This is a genomic window from Pseudoflavonifractor sp. An44, from assembly GCF_002161675.1.
GTDB classification, from domain to species: domain Bacteria; phylum Bacillota; class Clostridia; order Oscillospirales; family Oscillospiraceae; genus Enterenecus; species Enterenecus faecium.
In genome coordinates, this window is sequence record NZ_NFIH01000026.1 from 17168 (window position 1) to 34483 (window position 17316).

The window sequence follows — 17316 nt, forward strand, 5'->3', positions numbered from 1 at the left end:
TTCCTCCTTCTATTACAAAGTCTGGGCCAGCCGCAGCAGGCCGGGAATGGTGGCTTCCTCCGCAATGAGCACGGGGATGCCGTGGCGCATTGCCTCCTGGGCGGTCTGGTGTCCGATGCACAGGCCCGTGATGTTACCCAGAGGGGCGTCCTCCCCCACCGAGGCCACAAAGCCCTTCACGGTGGAGGCGGAGGTGAAGGTGACGTAGGACAGCTCTCCCGCCTCCAGCGCCTCTCTCAGCTCCGGGGAGCGGGGGTTATCATAGTGGGTGGTATACACGGCAAGTTCCTCATAGGAAATGCCACGTTCGGTGAGCGCCTGGGTGAGCAGGGGAGAACCCTCTTGGGCCCGGGGCAGCAGCACCGTCCCGGTGGCGGGGATGCCCTGGCCCAAGTCCTGGGCGGAGTACACCGCCGGGACATAGTCGGCGGTGAGGCCGTACTTCTTCAAAGCGGCGGCGGTGCCGGGGCCGATGGCGGCCAGTTTCACCCCAGCCAGAGCCCGGCTGTCTTTGCCCTGCCCGTTCAGGGCGTCGAAAAACACCTGTACCCCCACGGGGCTGGTGAACGCAATCCACTGGTAGGTCTCCAGCCGCTCCAAAGCGGCGGTGAGGGGAGGACAGGGGGTGATGGGAGTGGTATGAATGCAGGGGTACTCCCAGACCTTGGCCCCCAGCTCCCGCAGGCCCTGGGCCAGGGTGCCCTTGCGGGCGGCGGGGCGGGTGACCACAAAGGTGCGGCCCTTGAGAGGCAGAGCATCGAACCAGTCAAAGGAATCGGCCAGGGCGCACACCCCACCCACCACGCTGATGGCGGGGCTCACCACCTGGTGGTCCTGGGCGGCCTGGGCCAGGGTGGACAGGGTGGCGCTGATGCGCCGCTGGGCGGGGGTGGTGCCCCGTTCCACGATGGCGGCGGGGGTGTGGGGGTCCATGCCCGCCTTCAAAAGTCCTTCACAGATCTGGGGCAGGGCGGACACACCCATAAGGAACACCAGGGTGCCTTTGGTGGCTACCAGGGCGTCAAAGTCGATGTCCAGCGCTTTCCCCGCCCGCTGGTGTCCGGTGACAATGTGCAGGGAGGAGCAGCAGTCCCGGTGGGTCACCGGAATGCCGCCGTAGGCGGGCACCGCCAGGGCGGAGGTGACTCCAGGCACCACCTGGAAGGGCACCTGGTGCTGGGCCAGCAGCTCCAACTCCTCGCCACCCCGGCCAAAGAGGAAGGGGTCGCCGCCCTTGAGGCGCACCACGTTGGCGCCCCCCAGGGCCTCCCGCAGGAGAATCTGGTTGATCTCCTCCTGGGGCACCGGGTGGACGTTCACCCGTTTGCCCACGTCGATGGCCTTGGCGGTGGGGGGGATGAGAGCCAGAATTGACCGGCTCACCAGGCGGTCAAATACCACCACATCGGCACGTTCGATGGCTTTTTTTCCTTTTAAGGTGAGCAGGCCGGGGTCGCCGGGGCCTGCTCCCACCAGAGTCACATGTCCCATCATGGGTGGTCCCTCCTCATACGCACCGCCAGTTCCGCGCCCATCTCCCGGGCGTCGGCGCAGGCGGCACAGCTGCTTTCGATGTAAGATTCACCCTCACGGTCCACATAGAACCCGGTGAGGGTGACGGTGTCCCCGTCCACGGTGGCGTGGGCGGCCACAGGGGAGGAACAGCCCCCATCCAAAGCGCCCACAAAGGCCCGCTCGGCGGTGAGACACACCGCCGCCACCGGGTCATGGAAGCGGGACAGGCAGGACGTGTCCACATCCGCCCGGCTCTGCACCGCCAAAATGCCCTGTCCGGCGGCGGGGAGCATCTCCTCCACGGGGAAGCGGCGGGAAATGCGGCTCTCCAGGCCCAGCCGATCCAGCCCGGCACAGGCCAGCACCAGGGCGGAATACTCGCCCCGGTCCAGCTTGGCTAGCCGGGTCTGCACATTGCCCCGCACCGGGGCCACCTGGTGGTGGGGGAACAGCTTTTTTAGCTGAAGGGTGCGGCGCAGGGAGGCGCAGCCGATGGGGCGGGTGGGGTCCAGGGTGTCCACCCCCTGGGGGAGCACCAGGGCGTCCCGGGGGTCGGCCCGGTGGGAGAAGGCCACCAGGGGCAACTCGGGGGGAATATCCATGGGCAGGTCCTTGCTGGAGTGGACGGTGAAGTCCACCCGGCGCTCTAGAAGCGCCTTGTCCAGCTCTTTGACAAACAGCCCCTTGCCGCCAATCTGGCTCAGGGGGCGGTCCAAGATGAGGTCGCCGGTGGTCTTCATGGTCACCAGCTCCACCTCGGCGGTGGGGTCATAGGCCCGGATGGAGTCAATGACCATCTCACTTTGTATCACGGCCAGCCGACTGTCTCGGCTTCCAATGCGTATCTTCATATAGAGTCCTCCAAGAGTTCTCGAATCTGTCGGGCACAGCGGGCGGTTTTGGCGTGGTCGGAGCCGTCGCCTACCACCCCCGCCACCAGTCCCTCCCCCACGCACAGGGCGGGGAAGAAAAAGGTGCACGCTGTGGGGGCGTCCGCCACACTGATGGGGATGCCCCGGTCTCGGGCCTCCTGGGCCACCTGCCCGTTGGTCTCCCGGCAGTCGGTGGCGGCCACGGCCAGCGTGGCCCCTTCCAAGTCGCCGGGGCGATAGGGGCGGGATATGTGGGTCACCGGGGGCATGTCCGGGTGCAGAGTGGGGGCAATCACCACCACGTCCGCCCCGCACCGTTGCAGGGTACGGACCCGGCGCAGGGCCACCTTGCCGCCTCCTACCAGCACCACCTTCTGGCCCGTCAGGTCAATAAACAGGGGAAAGCGGGGGTAGCCGCTCATGACGGGGCCCCCTTTCCCGTGGTGTGAGCCCGGATTTTCTGGGCGCACTGGCGCAGGCTGTCCGGGTCGGGCGGGGTGGGCAGGCCGCCCAGCAGCAGCTCCACGGTGCGCTGCACCGTCAGGGCGATGACCTCCTCCTGGTCCAGCTCCTCCTCCTGGAGCTGGGGAGCGGCGGCCAGGCGCTGGACGATGGACAGCTTCAACTCCTCTTGCAGGGGGAGGCTGACTTTATAATTGAGCCAGCGGTAAAATTGACGCTGGTGCTTGTCCAAAATTTCCGTCACCTCCGGGGGGACGGTGTGGAGGGGAGCGGTGTCCATGAGGTCGTCCACGTTAAAGAGCTTCACGCTCTCCAGCTGTCCCACCTGGGGCTCAATGTCCCGGGGAATGGCCAAATCCACCATCACCTGGGGCAGCTGGGCCACCGATTCCAGCTGTTCCACCGTGACGGTGTAGTGGGGGCTGGCGGTGGCGGAGACCAGAATGTCCACCCCGTCCAGCAGCTCCAAGCGGCGGTCATAGGGCTGGGCCTCGCACCCCGAGGGGACCACGGTCTCCCCGTGGCGGTAGGTGCGCAGGGTCACCATCACCCGGCACCCGGCCTCGTGGAGGAGCCGGGCGGACAGCTTACCCATCTCTCCGTTGCCGATGACGATGGCCCGTTTTCCCTCCAGGCTGCCCAGGTGTTGGCGCAGCAGGGCCACCCCCTGGCTGGCCGCCGAGGTGGGCAGGGAGGTCAGGCGCACGGTGGAGCGGATCTCCTTCCCGGCGGAGATGGCGGAGCGAAACAGGGTCTCCAGCATGGGGTGGGCGGCTCCCGCCTCCCGGGACAGGGTGATGGCCCGCTTGACCTGGGCCAGAATCTGGTCCTCGCCCCATACCCGGGAGCGCAGACCCGCTGCCACCTGCATCAGGTGTTCCACTGCCTCCCCGCCCTGGCGGGTGACAAAGGCGGCGGAGAAGGGGGCAAACTCCACCCCGGCGGCGTGGCACAGCATTTGGCCCGGGTGGCAGGTGTCTTCACAGCACAGGTAGATTTCCGTGCGGTTGCAGGTGGACAAAATCACACAGCCGTGGATTTTGGGCAGCTGGGCGATGTGGGCGTCCAGCCGCTGCACGTGGGTGGCGGTGAAGGACAGGGCCTCCCGCAGGTCGATGGGGGCCAGATGGTGTTCCAGGCTGGACATGACAACGAGCATAGAGGATCCTCATTTCTCTCTCCGAGTGAAAAATTCGTTCCCTGCCGCCTCCAGGGCGTGGGCCACAAAGAGGCGGCGGATGGCAGGGCAGTCCCCCAGCCCTTGGGAGACGGCGGACACCGGAACCCCCAGACGTTCCAGCTGTCCGCACCAGCTTTGTTCCCCGGCCAGCAGGTCCCGGGTGGCGTGGACGCCGCACACCACCATGAGGGGGTGGACGTGGAGCCGGGTGACGGCCCCGGCCTGACGGATGTGGCGGGCGGTCTCCGCCGGGGTGGGGCCATCCTGGAGGGTGCCCACGAAGGAGCGGGTGTGGCCCTGGCGGTGCAGGGCCTGTTCCAGCTGGGCGTAGACCCCGTGGGCCTCATGGCTGGCGCCGTGGCCCAGAAACAGCGCCCCCTCCTGGGGGTTCAGGGAAGGCAGACAGGTGGGCAGGGCCTCTGCCACGGCCTCGATGTCCTGGGACGTAGCCAGCAGGGGCTGGCCCACAGACAGGTCCAGACGCTGGGCGTAGGGCTCCAGCTGGGCCACCATGGCCTGGTATTCCCCGGCAAACAGCAGATAGGTGGGCTGGATTAGCACGTGCTGGGCTCCATCTTGAGTGAGCTGGGCCAGGGCCTCGGATACCAGAGGCACCCGGGGGCCGCCGCCCCGCACCAGGGCGTCCCGGAGCCGGGGGTGGGCAAAGGCGTGGATGAGGGGCAGGCGGGGAAAAGCCGCCCCGATTTCCCGGGCCAGATTGGCCAGAGTGGGCAGGGCGGAGACTTGGCTGGTGCCGTAGGACACCACCAAAACCGCGGCGGGGTGTTCCATGTCCGTTCCTCCTCTCCCCGCAGAGCATTCACATTCCAGTATACTATATTTTCCCCGCCTGTCCACCCCTTTTCCCCACAAAAGGGTGAAAAAAGGTGGAAGCCATGGGGCTTCCACCTTGGTGTAAACGTATATTGTTTTGTATCTGTGGAGAGAGGAAGAGGGCCTGCTCCTCTCCACGTTCGATTCCAGCCCTCCGGCCTGGTGGGGACGCTCCCCGCTGGGGGTGCCTTTTGGGCGGGCAAAAGGCACCAAAACCCGCTTAGGGCGTTCCCCCCTAAGGACCTCCCTGGGGTACGAGGCTGGGCCTGCGGTGGTTCTCAGGCCGGGCCGAAAAGCAAGTACCATACCAAGGGAGTAAAAAGCTCTGATTTTCTCTATTACTGCCGGGATAGTGCACGTTTCTCCAGGTTTCGGCCCTTTCTGGTCCCCCGGCCCACGGCGGCCGGGAATCGGCCGCACACCGCCAAACTTGAGGCCCTGGCAAAAGAAACGGAATCTATCAGCGGAGTAGGTATATCCCAGAGAGGCTATACGCCATCTATGTGACCTCTCCAGGTCCAGGGCCGACTACGGCCCCACCGCACAAAACAAAATAAAATCATTGGGGTTTCAAAAGGGGCGGGCCCCTTTTGTGGCTTTTCGTCCATTTTGGCCAGTCAAAATGGACCCCAGCGGAGCGTCCCCGGCGGGGGCGCAGGTCTGCACCTGAGAAATGGGAGAAGGACCGCCCCTCACTCTGCCTGATGGCAGAAACATGAACCCCCAGCGGGTAGCGTCCCCACCAGGCTGGCAAGCCTGCGTCTGGGCCTTGGAGACGGTCAGGCCACGGGAAAAGACAGAGTAATGACCAGCTGCCCCTCCTGATATTTGGCCTCCAAAGTGCCCTCCATCTGCTGGGTGAGCAGCTTGGCGATGGACAGACCCAGGCCGGTGGAGTGGCGGGCGGTCTCCACGGTAAAAAAGCGGTCGAAGAGCCGCTGCACCAGCACCGGGTTCAGGTCCGGGGCGGAGTTTGCAAAGGTGATGACCCCGTCCGGGGTCATGGTGACGGCAAAGTCCCCGACGCTGTACTTTAGGGCGTTGCTGATGATGTTGCTCAGCACTCGCCCCGCCGCCGTGGGGTCCAGATTCCGCTCCACCCGCCCTTCCGGCAGCTGGATGGTGGGCTCCATGCCCTGCTGCTCCATGGCCCCGCAGTAGGACAGCAGCGCCTCCTCCACCAGGCCCCGCAGGTCCACCCGCTGGGGGTGGAGGGGCTGGGGAGCGGTGAGCAGGGCGTAGGCAAACAGCTCCTCGGACAGCTGGTGGAGTACCTGGGTGCGGTTGGAGATCTGGGACAGGTACCGCTCCACCGCCTCCGACTTCTCCTCCCCCTCCAGCAGGGCCAGATAGCCCACGATGGCGGTGAGAGGGGTGCGCAGGTCGTGGGAGATGTTGGTGATGGCCTCTTTCAGCTCCAGGTCCCCGTGCTGGTACCGCTGCCGCTCCGCTCGCAGTTGGGCCAGCTGCCCGTTGAGGGCGTCGGCCAGCGCCCGCATCTCCCGGTCCCCAGAGGACACAGAGAGCAGGGTGTTGGTCTCACGCTCCAGCTGTTGGGCCATCCCTTCCCGGAGCTGGCGGGCGGATTTGCGCAGCGTGTACACCTTCCCGGCCAAAATCAGGAGGAGAACCCCCAAAAGAGCCACCAAAATCCAGGGTAACAGCTTCATAAGCCCTCCTCGGTCAGTTCAAATCTTTCCGCCGGAATCCCCACAGCCCTGCCCCCGTGGTCACCACGGTGAGGGCGGCGGAGTATACGGGCAGAAGGGGTAGGTTGGGAGCGTCCCAGACTACGCACTGCATGATCTGTCCGCCGGGGGTCACGTCGCACAGCAGCTGGAATATCTCCCGCTTGGTGCCCTCCAGATAAAAGGGGTATGGCGCTTCTTGCTCCTCCCATACCTCCAAGACCGGGTTATAGGTCATCTGGGTGTAGGTGGGGGGATAGTTCAGATAGGAATAGAGATAGCTGCCCCCCAGCAGTAGGCCAAAGGACAGCACCAGGGCCACCACCGCAGACACGGTGCGGTTTGGAATGAGCATGGCCAGCATGGTGTACACAGAGGCCAGGGCCACGGTGAGCACCAGAGTGGCGCCCAGATAGGCCAGAACGGTGCCCATATCGGTCTCCAAAGGGCCAAACAGCGGGGTACCCACCGCCAGATAGGGCAGAAGGTAGCCCACACACATCAACAGACAGGCCACGGTGCAGGTGACCAGGTGGCTGAGGTAAATTTCCCAGCGGCGGTGCCCCACCAGCAATTTATTGCGCATAGAGCCGTCGCTGTAGTCGGTGCCAATAAACAGAGCACAAAAGAGGGCGAAGAGAATGCACACAAAGGGGATAAAGTTCAAAAACTCTGCATCCAGGTGCTGAGAATAGGGAATGGGATGCCGGAGTTCATACAGATAGCAGGACACCGGGGCAAAGGCACCTGTCCCCACCTGGAAGATCATACACGCCCAGAAGCTCTTGCTCCGCCACAGGCGGAAGAAGTCGGCCCGCAGCAGGTTACCCATGCCCCTCACCTCCCACCAGACTCATGTAATAGCTCTCCAGACTCTCGTCCTGCTGGTGCATGGCGGACACCTGGCACCCGGCTTCCGCCAGGGCCTGCACCAGCTCCGTCACATGGGGATGGGCGTAGATGTTGGCGGTGTGGGAGGAGTCAATGGTGTAGTCCAGCCCCATCCCGTCCAGCACCCGGGCCAAAATGGCCACGTCGGACACCTCCACATGGGTGCATTTGCGGCAGGCGGCCTCCACCTCTCCGGCGCTGACCTCCTGGACCATGCGGCCTCGGTCCAAAAAGCCGTAGTGGGTGGCCAGCCGGGCCAGCTCGTCCAGAATGTGGCTGGAGAGGAGAATGGTGATCTGGTGTTCCCGGTTCAGCCGCAGCAGCAGCTCGCGAATTTCCACAATTCCCTGGGGGTCCAGGCCGTTTACCGGCTCGTCCAGCACCAGAAAGTCCGGGCTTCCCACCAGGGCCATGGCAATCCCCAGCCGCTGGCGCATGCCCAGGGAGAAGTGGCGCACGGTTTTCTTCCCTGGGTTCTCCAGTCCCACCAGCTCCAGCAGATGGGGGAGGTCCCGGTTCGAGGGCAGACCTAGCACTTGGGCCTGCAATTTGAGATTATTTAGGGCGGACAGGTCCTGATAGATGGCAGGGGATTCCACCACCGCCCCCATCCGCCGCCGGACCTGCTGGATGGCGGGGTCCCGAAATGGGGTGCCGTACAGGGTGTAGCTCCCGGCGGTGGGGGATTGCAGCCCGCAGAGGATACGAATCAGGGTGGTTTTTCCCGCCCCATTCCGGCCCACCAGGCCGTAGATGGACCCTTTGGGCACCTGCATGGTGAGGTTTTGCAGGGCGTAGGTGTGGCCGTATTGTTTGGATAGGCCGTGGGCTTCGCAGACCAGTTCCATGCTCACGCCTCCTGCTGAATCCACACCCGGGCGTGTACCGTCACGTAGTCGGCCACATAGTCCAGCACCAGGGCCAGGGCCACCCCGCAGAACAGGTCAATGACGCTGTGCTGCCGCAGCAGCACCGTGGAGGCCAGAATGGACAGATTTAGAAGCTGCATACACGTCCCTACCACCCGGCGCTGGGTGGAGGGCTTGGCCTTGGCCCAGCGGTGATAGCTCAGGGCCACCGTCATGGAGTTGAAGGCGTGGATGGAGGGCCAGACGTTGGTGTCGGTGTCCACTCCCCACAGCTGCCGCACCACCTGGGTGAAGAAGTCGTTGCCGGGGATGGAGTCCGGGCGCAGGTCCACCCCGTTGGGGATGAGGGCGCACAGGGCCACGCACAGGGTCATGCCCCCGAACAGGGGCAGACACAGCCGCCAGAACTCTTGCCGGGGCTGGGTGAACAGAAGCCAGAACAAGGTGGCAGGCACCCACACAAACCAGGCGAAGTAGGGGATGACGGCATACTTACAGAAGGGAATCCAGTCGTCCAGAAAACAGTGGACGATCCACTCCGGTTTGATAAAGTGCTCCAGGGCTCCAAAGCACACCAGATAGAACACCAGATACCCGGCCATAAAGAGGATGGGATGACGTTTACACCAGTCGATCATAATTTATCTCCTTGCGCTTGATGGGGATAGTGTACCAGAGAGGGGTCAAGGAAGCGGTGAAGAAATGGGTCAAGAAATCATCAAGATTTTAAGAAGCAGTCAGGCGAAAGCCAATGCCCCACACAGACTGGAGGTACTCTTTGCCGCTGGCCTGACGCAGCTTCTTCCGCAGGTTGCTCATGTGCTGTTTCAGGGAGCTGTCGGTGCAGTCCGGGGTGTCCAGGCTGATGCGCTCCAAAATGACGCTCTTGGACAGGGCCTGATTGGGGTGCTGGAGAAACAGCTTCAAAATGGCGTACTCCGTCTTGGTCAGGTGTACCTCCTGCCCGGCCACCGTCACCTGCCGGGACAGAGGGTCCAGGCTCAGCTCTCCCACGGTGAGCACCTGGCCTTCCTCCTCCCCACGGGGGCGGCGGAGATGCACCCCAATGCGGGCCAGCAGCTCCTGGGGGTGGAAGGGCTTGGTGATGTAGTCCACCGCGCCCGCCTGGAGCAGTTCCACCTTGTTCTCCACATCCCCCTTGGCGCTGAGGATGATGACGGGGAAGCTCTGGATTTTGGGCAGTACCTCCTCCCCAGACAGGCCGGGGAGCATCAAATCCAGCAGCACCAGGTCGGGCCGCTGCTGGGAGAGCAGGTAGAGGGCCTCGGTGCCCGAGTATGCCCGCAGCACTTGATAGCCTTCCCGGCGCAGCAGCTGCTCCAGGACATCTCCAATGTGGATGTCGTCGTCGATGATGGCGATGGTTTTCATAGGGCACCTCCCAGCCGATGAATGGTCACGGATATCACACATTATAGTGACGGAGCGGGGAAAAGGCAAGAGGGGAGGCTGTGCTGTACCAAGACAGGGAGCCAATAAAAATTTCCCAGCCCTATTGACAAGGCTGTAACTACTGTATATACTGTGTATACACAGAAAGCAAACGAGGTGATGGTTTGAATCTCTACATTGACAACCGCAGTGGGTCCCCCATCTACGATCAGATTTACACCCAGATCAAAAACCAGATCATCAGCGGGGAGCTGGAGGCGGACCAGGCCCTCCCCTCCATCCGAAACCTGGCCAAGGACCTGCGCATCAGCGTCATCACCACCAAGCGGGCCTATGAGGAGCTGGAGCGGGAGGGATTTATTTACACCCTCCCCGCCAAGGGCTGTTTTGTGGCCCCCAAGAATGTGGAGCTGCTGCGGGAGGAGACCTTGAAGCAGATTGAGGCCCACATGGAGGAGATTGGGAAGCTGGCGGCCAGCTGCCAGTTGACGAAAGAGGAACTGCTGGAGATGTTCCGCCTGAGTATGGAGGAGTGAGACCATGAACGCACTGGAAATTCGGAATTTAACCAAAGACTACGGGGAGTTTACCCTGGACAACCTGAATCTCACCCTGCCCTGTGGGTGCATCATGGGGCTCATTGGCGAGAACGGAGCGGGCAAGAGCACCACCATCAAGCTGATTCTGGACATGATCCATCGGGATGAGGGCACCATCACCCTCCTGGGCCGGGACAACCGGGAGGATATGCTCCTGACCAAGCAGGACATCGGGGTGGTGCTGGATGAGGTGGGCATTCCCTCTTGCTTGAGCGCCGTGCAGGTGGGAAAAATCATGGCTCACACCTATACCAAGTGGGATAAAGAGCTGTACGCTCAGTATCTCAAAAAGCTGAATCTCCCGGAAAAACGCCCCTTTAAGGAGTATTCCAAGGGCATGAAGATGAAGCTGGGCATTGCGGTGGCCCTGTCCCACCACCCCAAGCTGCTCATTTTGGACGAGGCCACCTCGGGGCTGGACCCGGTGGTGCGGGACGAAGTGGTGGAGATGTTCAGCGAGTTTACCCGGGACGAGAGCCACGCGGTGCTCATCTCCTCCCACATTGTCAGCGATTTGGAGAAAATCTGTGACTACATCGCCTTTTTGCACAAGGGAAAGCTGATGCTGTGTGAGGAGAAGGACCGACTGCTGGAGGAGTACGGGCTCATCCACTGCTCCAAGGAGCAGCTCTCTGAGTTGGATGCCCAGGCCGTGCGCGGGGTCAAGGCCTCCCCCTACGGGGTGGAGGCTCTGGTGCGCCGGGACGGCGTGCCTGCCGGGATGCAGGTGAGCTCTGTGAGCATTGAAGAGCTGTTTATCTTTATGGTGAAGGAGGCGGCGTAACATGAAAGGGCTGCTTTTGAAGGACTTTTATCTGTCGTGGCGGTACTGCCGGGCGTTTCTTGTAATCGTGGCGGTGTTTTTGGCCGTATCGTTTACGGGCGATGATAATATCTTTTTCCTGATTTATCCCATCATGATTGCCAGCGTGATACCTATGACTTTGGTTTCCTACGATGAACATGACAAATGGACGGCTTACAGCGGTACCCTGCCCTACACCAGGGCTCAGCTGGTGAGCACAAAATATTTGGTAGGCATGTGTTTCGGTTCCGTGGCGTTTCTCATCTCCATGGCAGCTACCACTGTGCGGATGATTCTGGGGGGCGGCTTTGTCCTGGAGCAGTTTGCTGTGGTGGGCACGGCATTGTTGGTATTGGGGTGTTTGGGTCCTGCTTTGATCCTTCCCTATGTATTCAAATATGGAGCAGAAAAGGGACGTGTAGCCTTTTACATCACCGTGGGAGTGTTTAGTGGTGTGGCTGCGGTACTGGCCGGAATGGGCTTCCAGATCCAGGGACTGTCGAGCGGCCTGTGGCCTCTGGCCGCAGTAGCCGGGGTGTCTATCCTCCTGTATGCCCTGTCCTGGTGGCTGTCCATCCGCTTCTACCAGAAGCGAGAACTGTGACAAGAGGCAAATTCGACAAAAATACCCTCCATTTCTCGTAAGGGAAATGGAGGGTGTTTTTTGAGAAAATCCTTGTTTGACGGTGGGATATGTGATAAAATTTCGGGGATAATGTGTAAAGAGGGAGGATGGCTTCCGGGTGGCCGGGAGCCGACGTGTGAGGATGGCAAATAAAATCGGTTTTGACAATCAAAAGTACCTGGAGATGCAGTCCGCCCACATTCGGGAGCGAATTTCCCAGTTTGGCGGCAAGCTGTACCTGGAGTTTGGCGGCAAGCTCTTTGACGACTACCACGCCTCCCGGGTGCTGCCTGGGTTTGCCCCGGACAGCAAAATCCGCATGCTGTTGGAGCTGCGGGACAGCGTAGAGGTGGTCATTGCCATCGCTGCCGCCGCCATTGAGCAGAACAAGGTGCGGGGCGATCTGGGCATTACCTACGACGAGGACGTGCTGCGCCTCATTGACACCTTCCGCTCCAAGGGCCTGTATGTGGGCAGCGTGGTCATCACTCAGTACGCCGGACAGCCTGCCGCCGACGCCTTCAAGCGCCGCCTGGAGGACCTGGGTGTCACGGTGTACCTCCACTATCCCATTGCCGGGTACCCCCACGACATTCCCCACATCGTCTCCGACAAGGGCTATGGCCGCAACGACTACATTGAGACCACCCGGCCCCTGGTGGTGGTCACGGCTCCGGGCCCTGGCTCTGGCAAAATGGCCACCTGCCTGTCCCAGCTCTATCACCACCACCGCCGTGGGGTGAAGGCGGGCTATGCCAAGTTTGAGACCTTCCCCATCTGGAACCTGCCCCTCCAGCACCCGGTGAACCTGGCCTATGAGGCCGCCACCGTGGACCTCAACGATGTGAACATGATCGACCACTTCCACCTCCAGGCCTACGGCCAGACCACGGTGAACTACAACCGGGATATTGAGGTGTTCCCCGTGCTCCGGGCCATGTTCGAGCAGATCATGGGAGAGAGCCCCTACAAGTCTCCCACCGACATGGGCGTGAACATGGCGGGCAATTGCATCGTGGACGACGAGGCGGTGCGAGCCGCCGCCTGTCAGGAGATCATCCGCCGCTACTACACCGCCCTGTGTGACGTGCGTCGGGGCCAGGGGGACAAGGAGAGCGTGTACAAGCTGGAGCTGCTGATGAAGCAGGCCGGGGTGTCCACCGCCGACCGCCCCGTGGTGGCCGCCGCTGAGGCCCGGGCCGAGGAGACGGGAGAGCCCGCCGCCGCCATTGAGCTGCCCGACGGCACCATCGTCACCGGCAAGACCACCGAGCTCATGGGCTCCTCCTCTGCCGCCCTGCTCAACGCGCTGAAGAAGCTGGCCGGGCTGGGGGATGAGGTGCACATGATCTCCCGGGAGGCCATTGAGCCCATCCAGAAGGTGAAGATTCAGCACCTGGGCAGCCAGAACCCCCGTCTGCACAGCGACGAGGTGCTCATTGCCCTGGCCATCTCCGCCGCCACCGATCCCCAGGCGGACCTGGCCCTGTCCCAGCTGGACAAGCTGCGGGGCTGTGACGCCCACTCCTCGGTGATTCTCTCCGCCGCGGACAGCAATGTGTATCAGAAGCTGGGCCTGCGCATGACCTGCACCCCCCACTATCAGAGCAATAAGCTGTATCATAAGTGAGAAAGGGGGGCTATAAAGTGCCTAAATACGGAGTGATGATTCACTATTCAGATGGAACCAGCCAAATGGAAGATGAAGTTTTTGAAACCGAAGAAGCCGCAGAAGATCATGGGTCTTATATGTGTGCTTGCATCGAGCAGGGTGCAGAAGATGGCTATAACTTAAATCCGGGTGATTATCCTCTTGAAGATGCCGTCAGTGCTGATTATGAAGTAATCGAAATTGGCGATTAATTTTTTGCTTTTTATTACCAAAATTGATATAAAGAATATCCATAGAAAAACAGGAGACTACCCCAAAGGGTGGTCTCTTGTTCTAAATAAAGATGTTTGGCTTCCCTGTGTAAAGGGAGCTGGTAGCTGTAGGGCTGACAAGGAGTTGACCATCTAACCGCCTATGGTTCCGGCTTGCCAGCCTGGCAGGGACGCTCCGCTGGGGTAACTTTCTGCCGCCAGAAAGTCACCAAAGACCGCCAAAGGCGGGGCCTTCCCCCGCCTTGTGGAATCCACCCCGCGGTACTGGGTGTCCCTGCGTCCTCTTCTTTTCGGCCCTTGGACTGGTGGGGTCACATAGATGGCGTGGACATTCTACGGAACGTACCTACTCCTCTGGCAAAGGGTACTTCTATCACCAGGGCCTTACCTTGGTGCGCCGCTGTTCCCAGCTACCGGAAGTCTGGCCCCCGGCGGCGGGAACGCCGCTTCTCCAGGGCAGGCCCGGAGGCGAAAACCGCCCAGCCATAGGGCCAGTTGCCCCGTGTGGCCTGGTGTGGTGGCACAAACAGGAGCCACAGCAAGGGTAACGGGCCGAACCTAGCCTTGACGCACGCCCAGCCCCGTACCCCAAGGGAGGTCCTTAGGGGGGAACGCCCTAAGTGGCTTTTCGTCCATTTTGGCCAGTCAAAATGGACCCCAGCGGAGCGTCCCCGCCAGGCTGATAAGCCTGAATCTGAGAGATTGTGAATATTTGATTCCTAAATATGAGCAAAAAACACCCTGGAAACAGCTGCTTCCAGGGTGTTTTTTTCATAGTTGGGTGACATTGGCCCCGTGCTGCTCCCCCCACGCCGCGTCCCGGCTGTGGCAGGAGAAGAGAAGCACTTGCCGCTCCTGGGCTTGCTGGGCCAGCAGCTCCAGGGCTGCGGCGGCCCGGGTATCGTCGAAGTTTGCCAGGGTGTCGTCCAGCACCAGAGGGGCCTGGGGGGCAGTGAGGTCACAGAGGGCCAAACGCAGGGCCAGATACAGCTGCTCCTGGGCACCCGCTGAGAGAAACAGCTGGGAGTGGGGCAGCTGTACCCCCTCCTGCTCCACCTGGGCGGACAGGTCCCGGGCCAGGGTCAGCCCACAGTGCCGTCCCCCGGTGAGTCGGGCCAGGAGCTGCCCCGCCTTCTCATTCAAAGCAGGGGAGAACCGCTGGCGCAGGGTGGCGTTGGCCTCCTCCAGCCCCTCCAGGGCCAGGGTGAGGGCCTGGTACTCCTCCTGTCGCTGGGCAATCTGTCCCGCCAACTCGTCCCGGCGGCTCTCCGCCTCCAGAGTGTCCCGGCCCAAAGCCCCGGTGGCCTGGTCCAGGCGGGTTTGCCACTGGGCCATCTGGCCCTCCACCTGCCGCAGCTGGGCGGTGAGCACCTGGGGGTCTGCGGTGGGTGGCGTCACGGAAGATACGGGACGCTGGGCCCCCTGGGCCTCCAGGTCTGCCACACGCTCCCCGGCGTGGTGTACCTGGGCCTCCAGCTGCTGCCGCTGGGTCAGCCAGCCCAGATACCGCTGCAACGCTTCTTGCATGCTTTCCCCCTGGGGCGGGGCGGGGGAGTACAGAATTTTGTCGTATTTGCCCATTATGGCCACCAATACCATGGCCACAAGGACAGCCACCGCCATGCACCCGAAGCCCACAAAGGACAGGGGGTACAGGGTGAGGAAAAAGCCCAGGATAATGAGCAGCAGGCCCCCCACACCCAGTATCGGCACCCACAGCCTCAAAGCGGCGGACAGGCGGTTCCGGCTGGCCTTGGCCTGCTGCCGCTGGCGGCTGTGATCCTGGCCCTGCTGACTGAGGTTTCCCGCCTGCTCCATGGCCTGGGCGGCGGTGAGCCCCCGGAAGCGGGGGTCCGGGGCGGGGAGAGACTCCAGAGCCTGTTGGGCCTGGGCCTGCTGCTGGAGGGCCTGGGCATACCGCTGGTTGAGCGCCTGCTGGCGGTAGGCCTGGTGCTGCTCCAGTTGGCGCTCCAGCTGCTGCTTGCGCACTTGCAGCCCAGACAGCTCCTGCCGAGCTTGGGCCTGGGTCTGCCGAGCCTGGGCGGTGTCCTCCAGGGTGCGGCGCACCTGCCCCAGTTCTCCCTCCAGCTGGGGGATGAGCCCGGTGGAGCGGTTGGCCTGGCGGCGGTTGCGCCAGTCCTTCAAGGTGCGCACGGTGGCGGAGTAGGAGACCTCCTCCTCTCCGGTGGTGGCCAGAGCGGCAATGCGCCGCTCCAAATCCGGGGCGGCGGTGACGGCGGTGTCCCCCTGGCCCACCAGGGCGCAGCGGACAAACACCTCCCGGCTCACCCCTGTGAGGGTCTCTCCCACGTTGGCGGCGGTGAGGAAGGGCACCGGGTCCCCGGTGGCGGTGTACACCGCCTCAAAGCCCCCGAAGGGGCCGGAGCGGTTGGCAAAGCGGCGCAGAGTGATGCGCTGCCCCTGCCACTCCAACCGGAGTTCTCCCGCCATGGCGGCCCCAGACCAGGGCTGATACCGGGTCTTCTGGGCCAGGTGCCCCGCCTTGTCCCGCTCCCGGGTGTCGATGCCGTAGAGCATGGCGGTGAGGAAGGCCGCCCAGGTGGATTTTCCACATTCGTTGGGGGCGGTGAGGATGTTGAGACCGGGGGAGAGGGTGAGGGTGGCCCCCTCCAGCTTGCCGAAGGTGGCGGTCATGGAGATGATGTTCATGCTCGAATGTCCTCCTCTCCCTCCAGGGCGGCCAGCCCGAAGCGGGTGGCCAAAATGAGCGGGGCCTGCTCCTCTGGGGGAGCCACCCGGATTTTTTCAGACATGGTGCGCAGGAAAAGGCCCGTCAGCGAGTCCTCTCCCGCCCGCTGCCACAGCTGTTTGGGCAGGGTGGTGGCATCGGTGACCTCCACATAGAAGAAATAGGGGGCCGCCTGCTGGGTGATGGAGGCCAGAGACGGCACCGTTTCCGCCTCTCCCGTGAGGGTGAGGCGTACCAGGTCGTCGCTGTACTCCAGCCCCGCCAAGGTCTGGTACAGGGTGGAGATGTCCACTTCCTGGGTACGGTACTCCCGGCAGCACAGGGGGACGAACTTGGCAGTAGTCCCCTGGTGGGTCACGTCGACAATCAGACAGCCCTTTTCTCCCGCCTCGTCAAAGCCCCGGCCCTCGGGACAGCCCGGGTAGGCCCAGGCGGTATTGCCCTCAAATTGCAGCCCCGAACAGCGGTGGATGTGGCCCAAAGCGGCATAATTTGCCCCGGTGGCCCCTAGCTGACCGGGTAAAATGGGAGCGTAGCGGCCCATGGGGGCCACCTCCCCGTGGACACAGAGAAGGTGCAGCCGCCCGTCCTTTGGTACGGTGTACCCGGACAGGGGGGAGTCCTCCCGGTGGGGAGCAGTAAAGGCGCAGCCGTGGACCACAGCGCCCAGGGCGGGAAGTTCCACAGCTTCCATCTGGGGTGTGGAAAAGATGTGTACGTTGGTGGGCCACTGGGCGGTGACGTAGGGGGACTGGGGAGTGTAAGGGTCGTGGTTGCCGGGGGCGATAAAGACGGGGACGGACAGTTCCCCCAGGGCCTGGGTGAGGGCCTGGATGGACTGGGGGTAGACCCGCTGGGCATCCAACAAATCTCCCCCCAGCAGCACCAGGTCTACCCCCTCCGCCTGGGCCAGTTGGGCCAGACGGCGGGGGAGGTCCCGCAGTTCCCGCCGCCGTTGGGCGGCCTGGG

General features: G+C 62.8%; 17 protein-coding genes. 5 read left to right on the plus strand and 12 right to left on the minus strand.

Annotated features, from left to right (window positions below; translation table 11 throughout):
* Window positions 1-12 precede the first annotated feature (12 nt).
* The 10 genes from cobA to B5F98_RS10820 all read right to left on the minus strand — a co-directional run bounded on the left by cobA (window position 13) and on the right by B5F98_RS10820 (window position 9703).
* On the minus strand, window positions 13-1494 hold the full coding sequence (cobA, locus tag B5F98_RS10780) for a uroporphyrinogen-III C-methyltransferase (RefSeq protein ID WP_087372467.1): 1482 nt from the start codon (window positions 1492-1494) through the stop codon (window positions 13-15).
* Window positions 1491-2366, minus strand: coding sequence for a hydroxymethylbilane synthase (hemC, locus tag B5F98_RS10785; RefSeq protein WP_087372470.1), 876 nt, complete (start codon window positions 2364-2366; stop codon window positions 1491-1493). The genes cobA and hemC overlap by 4 nt, the downstream gene beginning before the upstream one ends.
* Window positions 2363-2809, minus strand: coding sequence for a bifunctional precorrin-2 dehydrogenase/sirohydrochlorin ferrochelatase (locus tag B5F98_RS13370; protein WP_242961661.1), 447 nt, complete (start codon window positions 2807-2809; stop codon window positions 2363-2365). Before B5F98_RS13370 ends, hemC begins: the two co-directional genes overlap by 4 nt.
* A complete protein-coding gene (hemA, locus tag B5F98_RS10790; RefSeq protein WP_242961662.1) occupies window positions 2806-4008 on the minus strand; it encodes a glutamyl-tRNA reductase in 1203 nt (400 codons plus the stop codon). Before hemA ends, B5F98_RS13370 begins: the two co-directional genes overlap by 4 nt.
* Window positions 4009-4017: 9 nt before the next feature.
* Window positions 4018-4821, minus strand: a complete 804-nt coding sequence (locus B5F98_RS10795; RefSeq protein WP_158099844.1) for a sirohydrochlorin cobaltochelatase — start codon at window positions 4819-4821, stop codon at window positions 4018-4020.
* 821 nt (window positions 4822-5642) lie between these two features.
* On the minus strand, window positions 5643-6533 hold the full coding sequence (locus B5F98_RS10800; RefSeq protein WP_087372476.1) for a HAMP domain-containing sensor histidine kinase: 891 nt from the start codon (window positions 6531-6533) through the stop codon (window positions 5643-5645).
* A gap of 13 nt (window positions 6534-6546) precedes the next feature.
* On the minus strand, window positions 6547-7383 hold the full coding sequence (locus B5F98_RS10805; protein ID WP_087372479.1) for an ABC transporter permease subunit: 837 nt from the start codon (window positions 7381-7383) through the stop codon (window positions 6547-6549).
* Window positions 7376-8290: an ABC transporter ATP-binding protein gene (locus B5F98_RS10810; RefSeq protein WP_087372482.1), complete on the minus strand. Its 915-nt coding sequence runs from the start codon at window positions 8288-8290 to the stop codon at window positions 7376-7378. Before B5F98_RS10810 ends, B5F98_RS10805 begins: the two co-directional genes overlap by 8 nt.
* A gap of 2 nt (window positions 8291-8292) precedes the next feature.
* Complete coding sequence (locus tag B5F98_RS10815) at window positions 8293-8949, minus strand: phosphatase PAP2 family protein (protein ID WP_242961663.1); 657 nt, start codon at window positions 8947-8949, stop codon at window positions 8293-8295.
* An 88-nt stretch (window positions 8950-9037) separates the two neighbouring features.
* Window positions 9038-9703, minus strand: coding sequence for a response regulator transcription factor (locus tag B5F98_RS10820; RefSeq protein WP_087372485.1), 666 nt, complete (start codon window positions 9701-9703; stop codon window positions 9038-9040).
* 185 nt (window positions 9704-9888) lie between these two features.
* Between B5F98_RS10820 and B5F98_RS10825 the strand changes: the two genes are divergently transcribed.
* From B5F98_RS10825 to B5F98_RS10845, 5 genes are all read left to right on the plus strand, one after another.
* Window positions 9889-10260, plus strand: a complete 372-nt coding sequence (locus B5F98_RS10825; RefSeq protein ID WP_087372489.1) for a GntR family transcriptional regulator — start codon at window positions 9889-9891, stop codon at window positions 10258-10260.
* A 4-nt stretch (window positions 10261-10264) separates the two neighbouring features.
* Window positions 10265-11107 (plus strand): ABC transporter ATP-binding protein, encoded by an 843-nt coding sequence (locus B5F98_RS10830; protein ID WP_087372492.1) that lies wholly within the window; start codon window positions 10265-10267, stop codon window positions 11105-11107.
* A 1-nt stretch (window position 11108) separates the two neighbouring features.
* Window positions 11109-11732, plus strand: coding sequence for an ABC-2 transporter permease (locus tag B5F98_RS10835; protein WP_087372495.1), 624 nt, complete (start codon window positions 11109-11111; stop codon window positions 11730-11732).
* Window positions 11733-11895: 163 nt separating this feature from the next.
* Window positions 11896-13383: a DUF1846 domain-containing protein gene (locus B5F98_RS10840; protein WP_087372498.1), complete on the plus strand. Its 1488-nt coding sequence runs from the start codon at window positions 11896-11898 to the stop codon at window positions 13381-13383.
* A 17-nt stretch (window positions 13384-13400) separates the two neighbouring features.
* On the plus strand, window positions 13401-13616 hold the full coding sequence (locus B5F98_RS10845) for a hypothetical protein (RefSeq protein ID WP_087372501.1): 216 nt from the start codon (window positions 13401-13403) through the stop codon (window positions 13614-13616).
* A gap of 792 nt (window positions 13617-14408) precedes the next feature.
* Here the strand turns inward: B5F98_RS10845 and B5F98_RS13130 are convergent.
* Window positions 14409-16307: an AAA family ATPase gene (locus tag B5F98_RS13130; RefSeq protein WP_087372504.1), complete on the minus strand. Its 1899-nt coding sequence runs from the start codon at window positions 16305-16307 to the stop codon at window positions 14409-14411.
* Window positions 16304-17316, minus strand: a 1013-nt coding sequence (locus B5F98_RS10855; RefSeq protein ID WP_087372507.1) for a metallophosphoesterase, incomplete at its 5' end; no start/stop codon positions are given. The genes B5F98_RS13130 and B5F98_RS10855, both read right to left, overlap by 4 nt.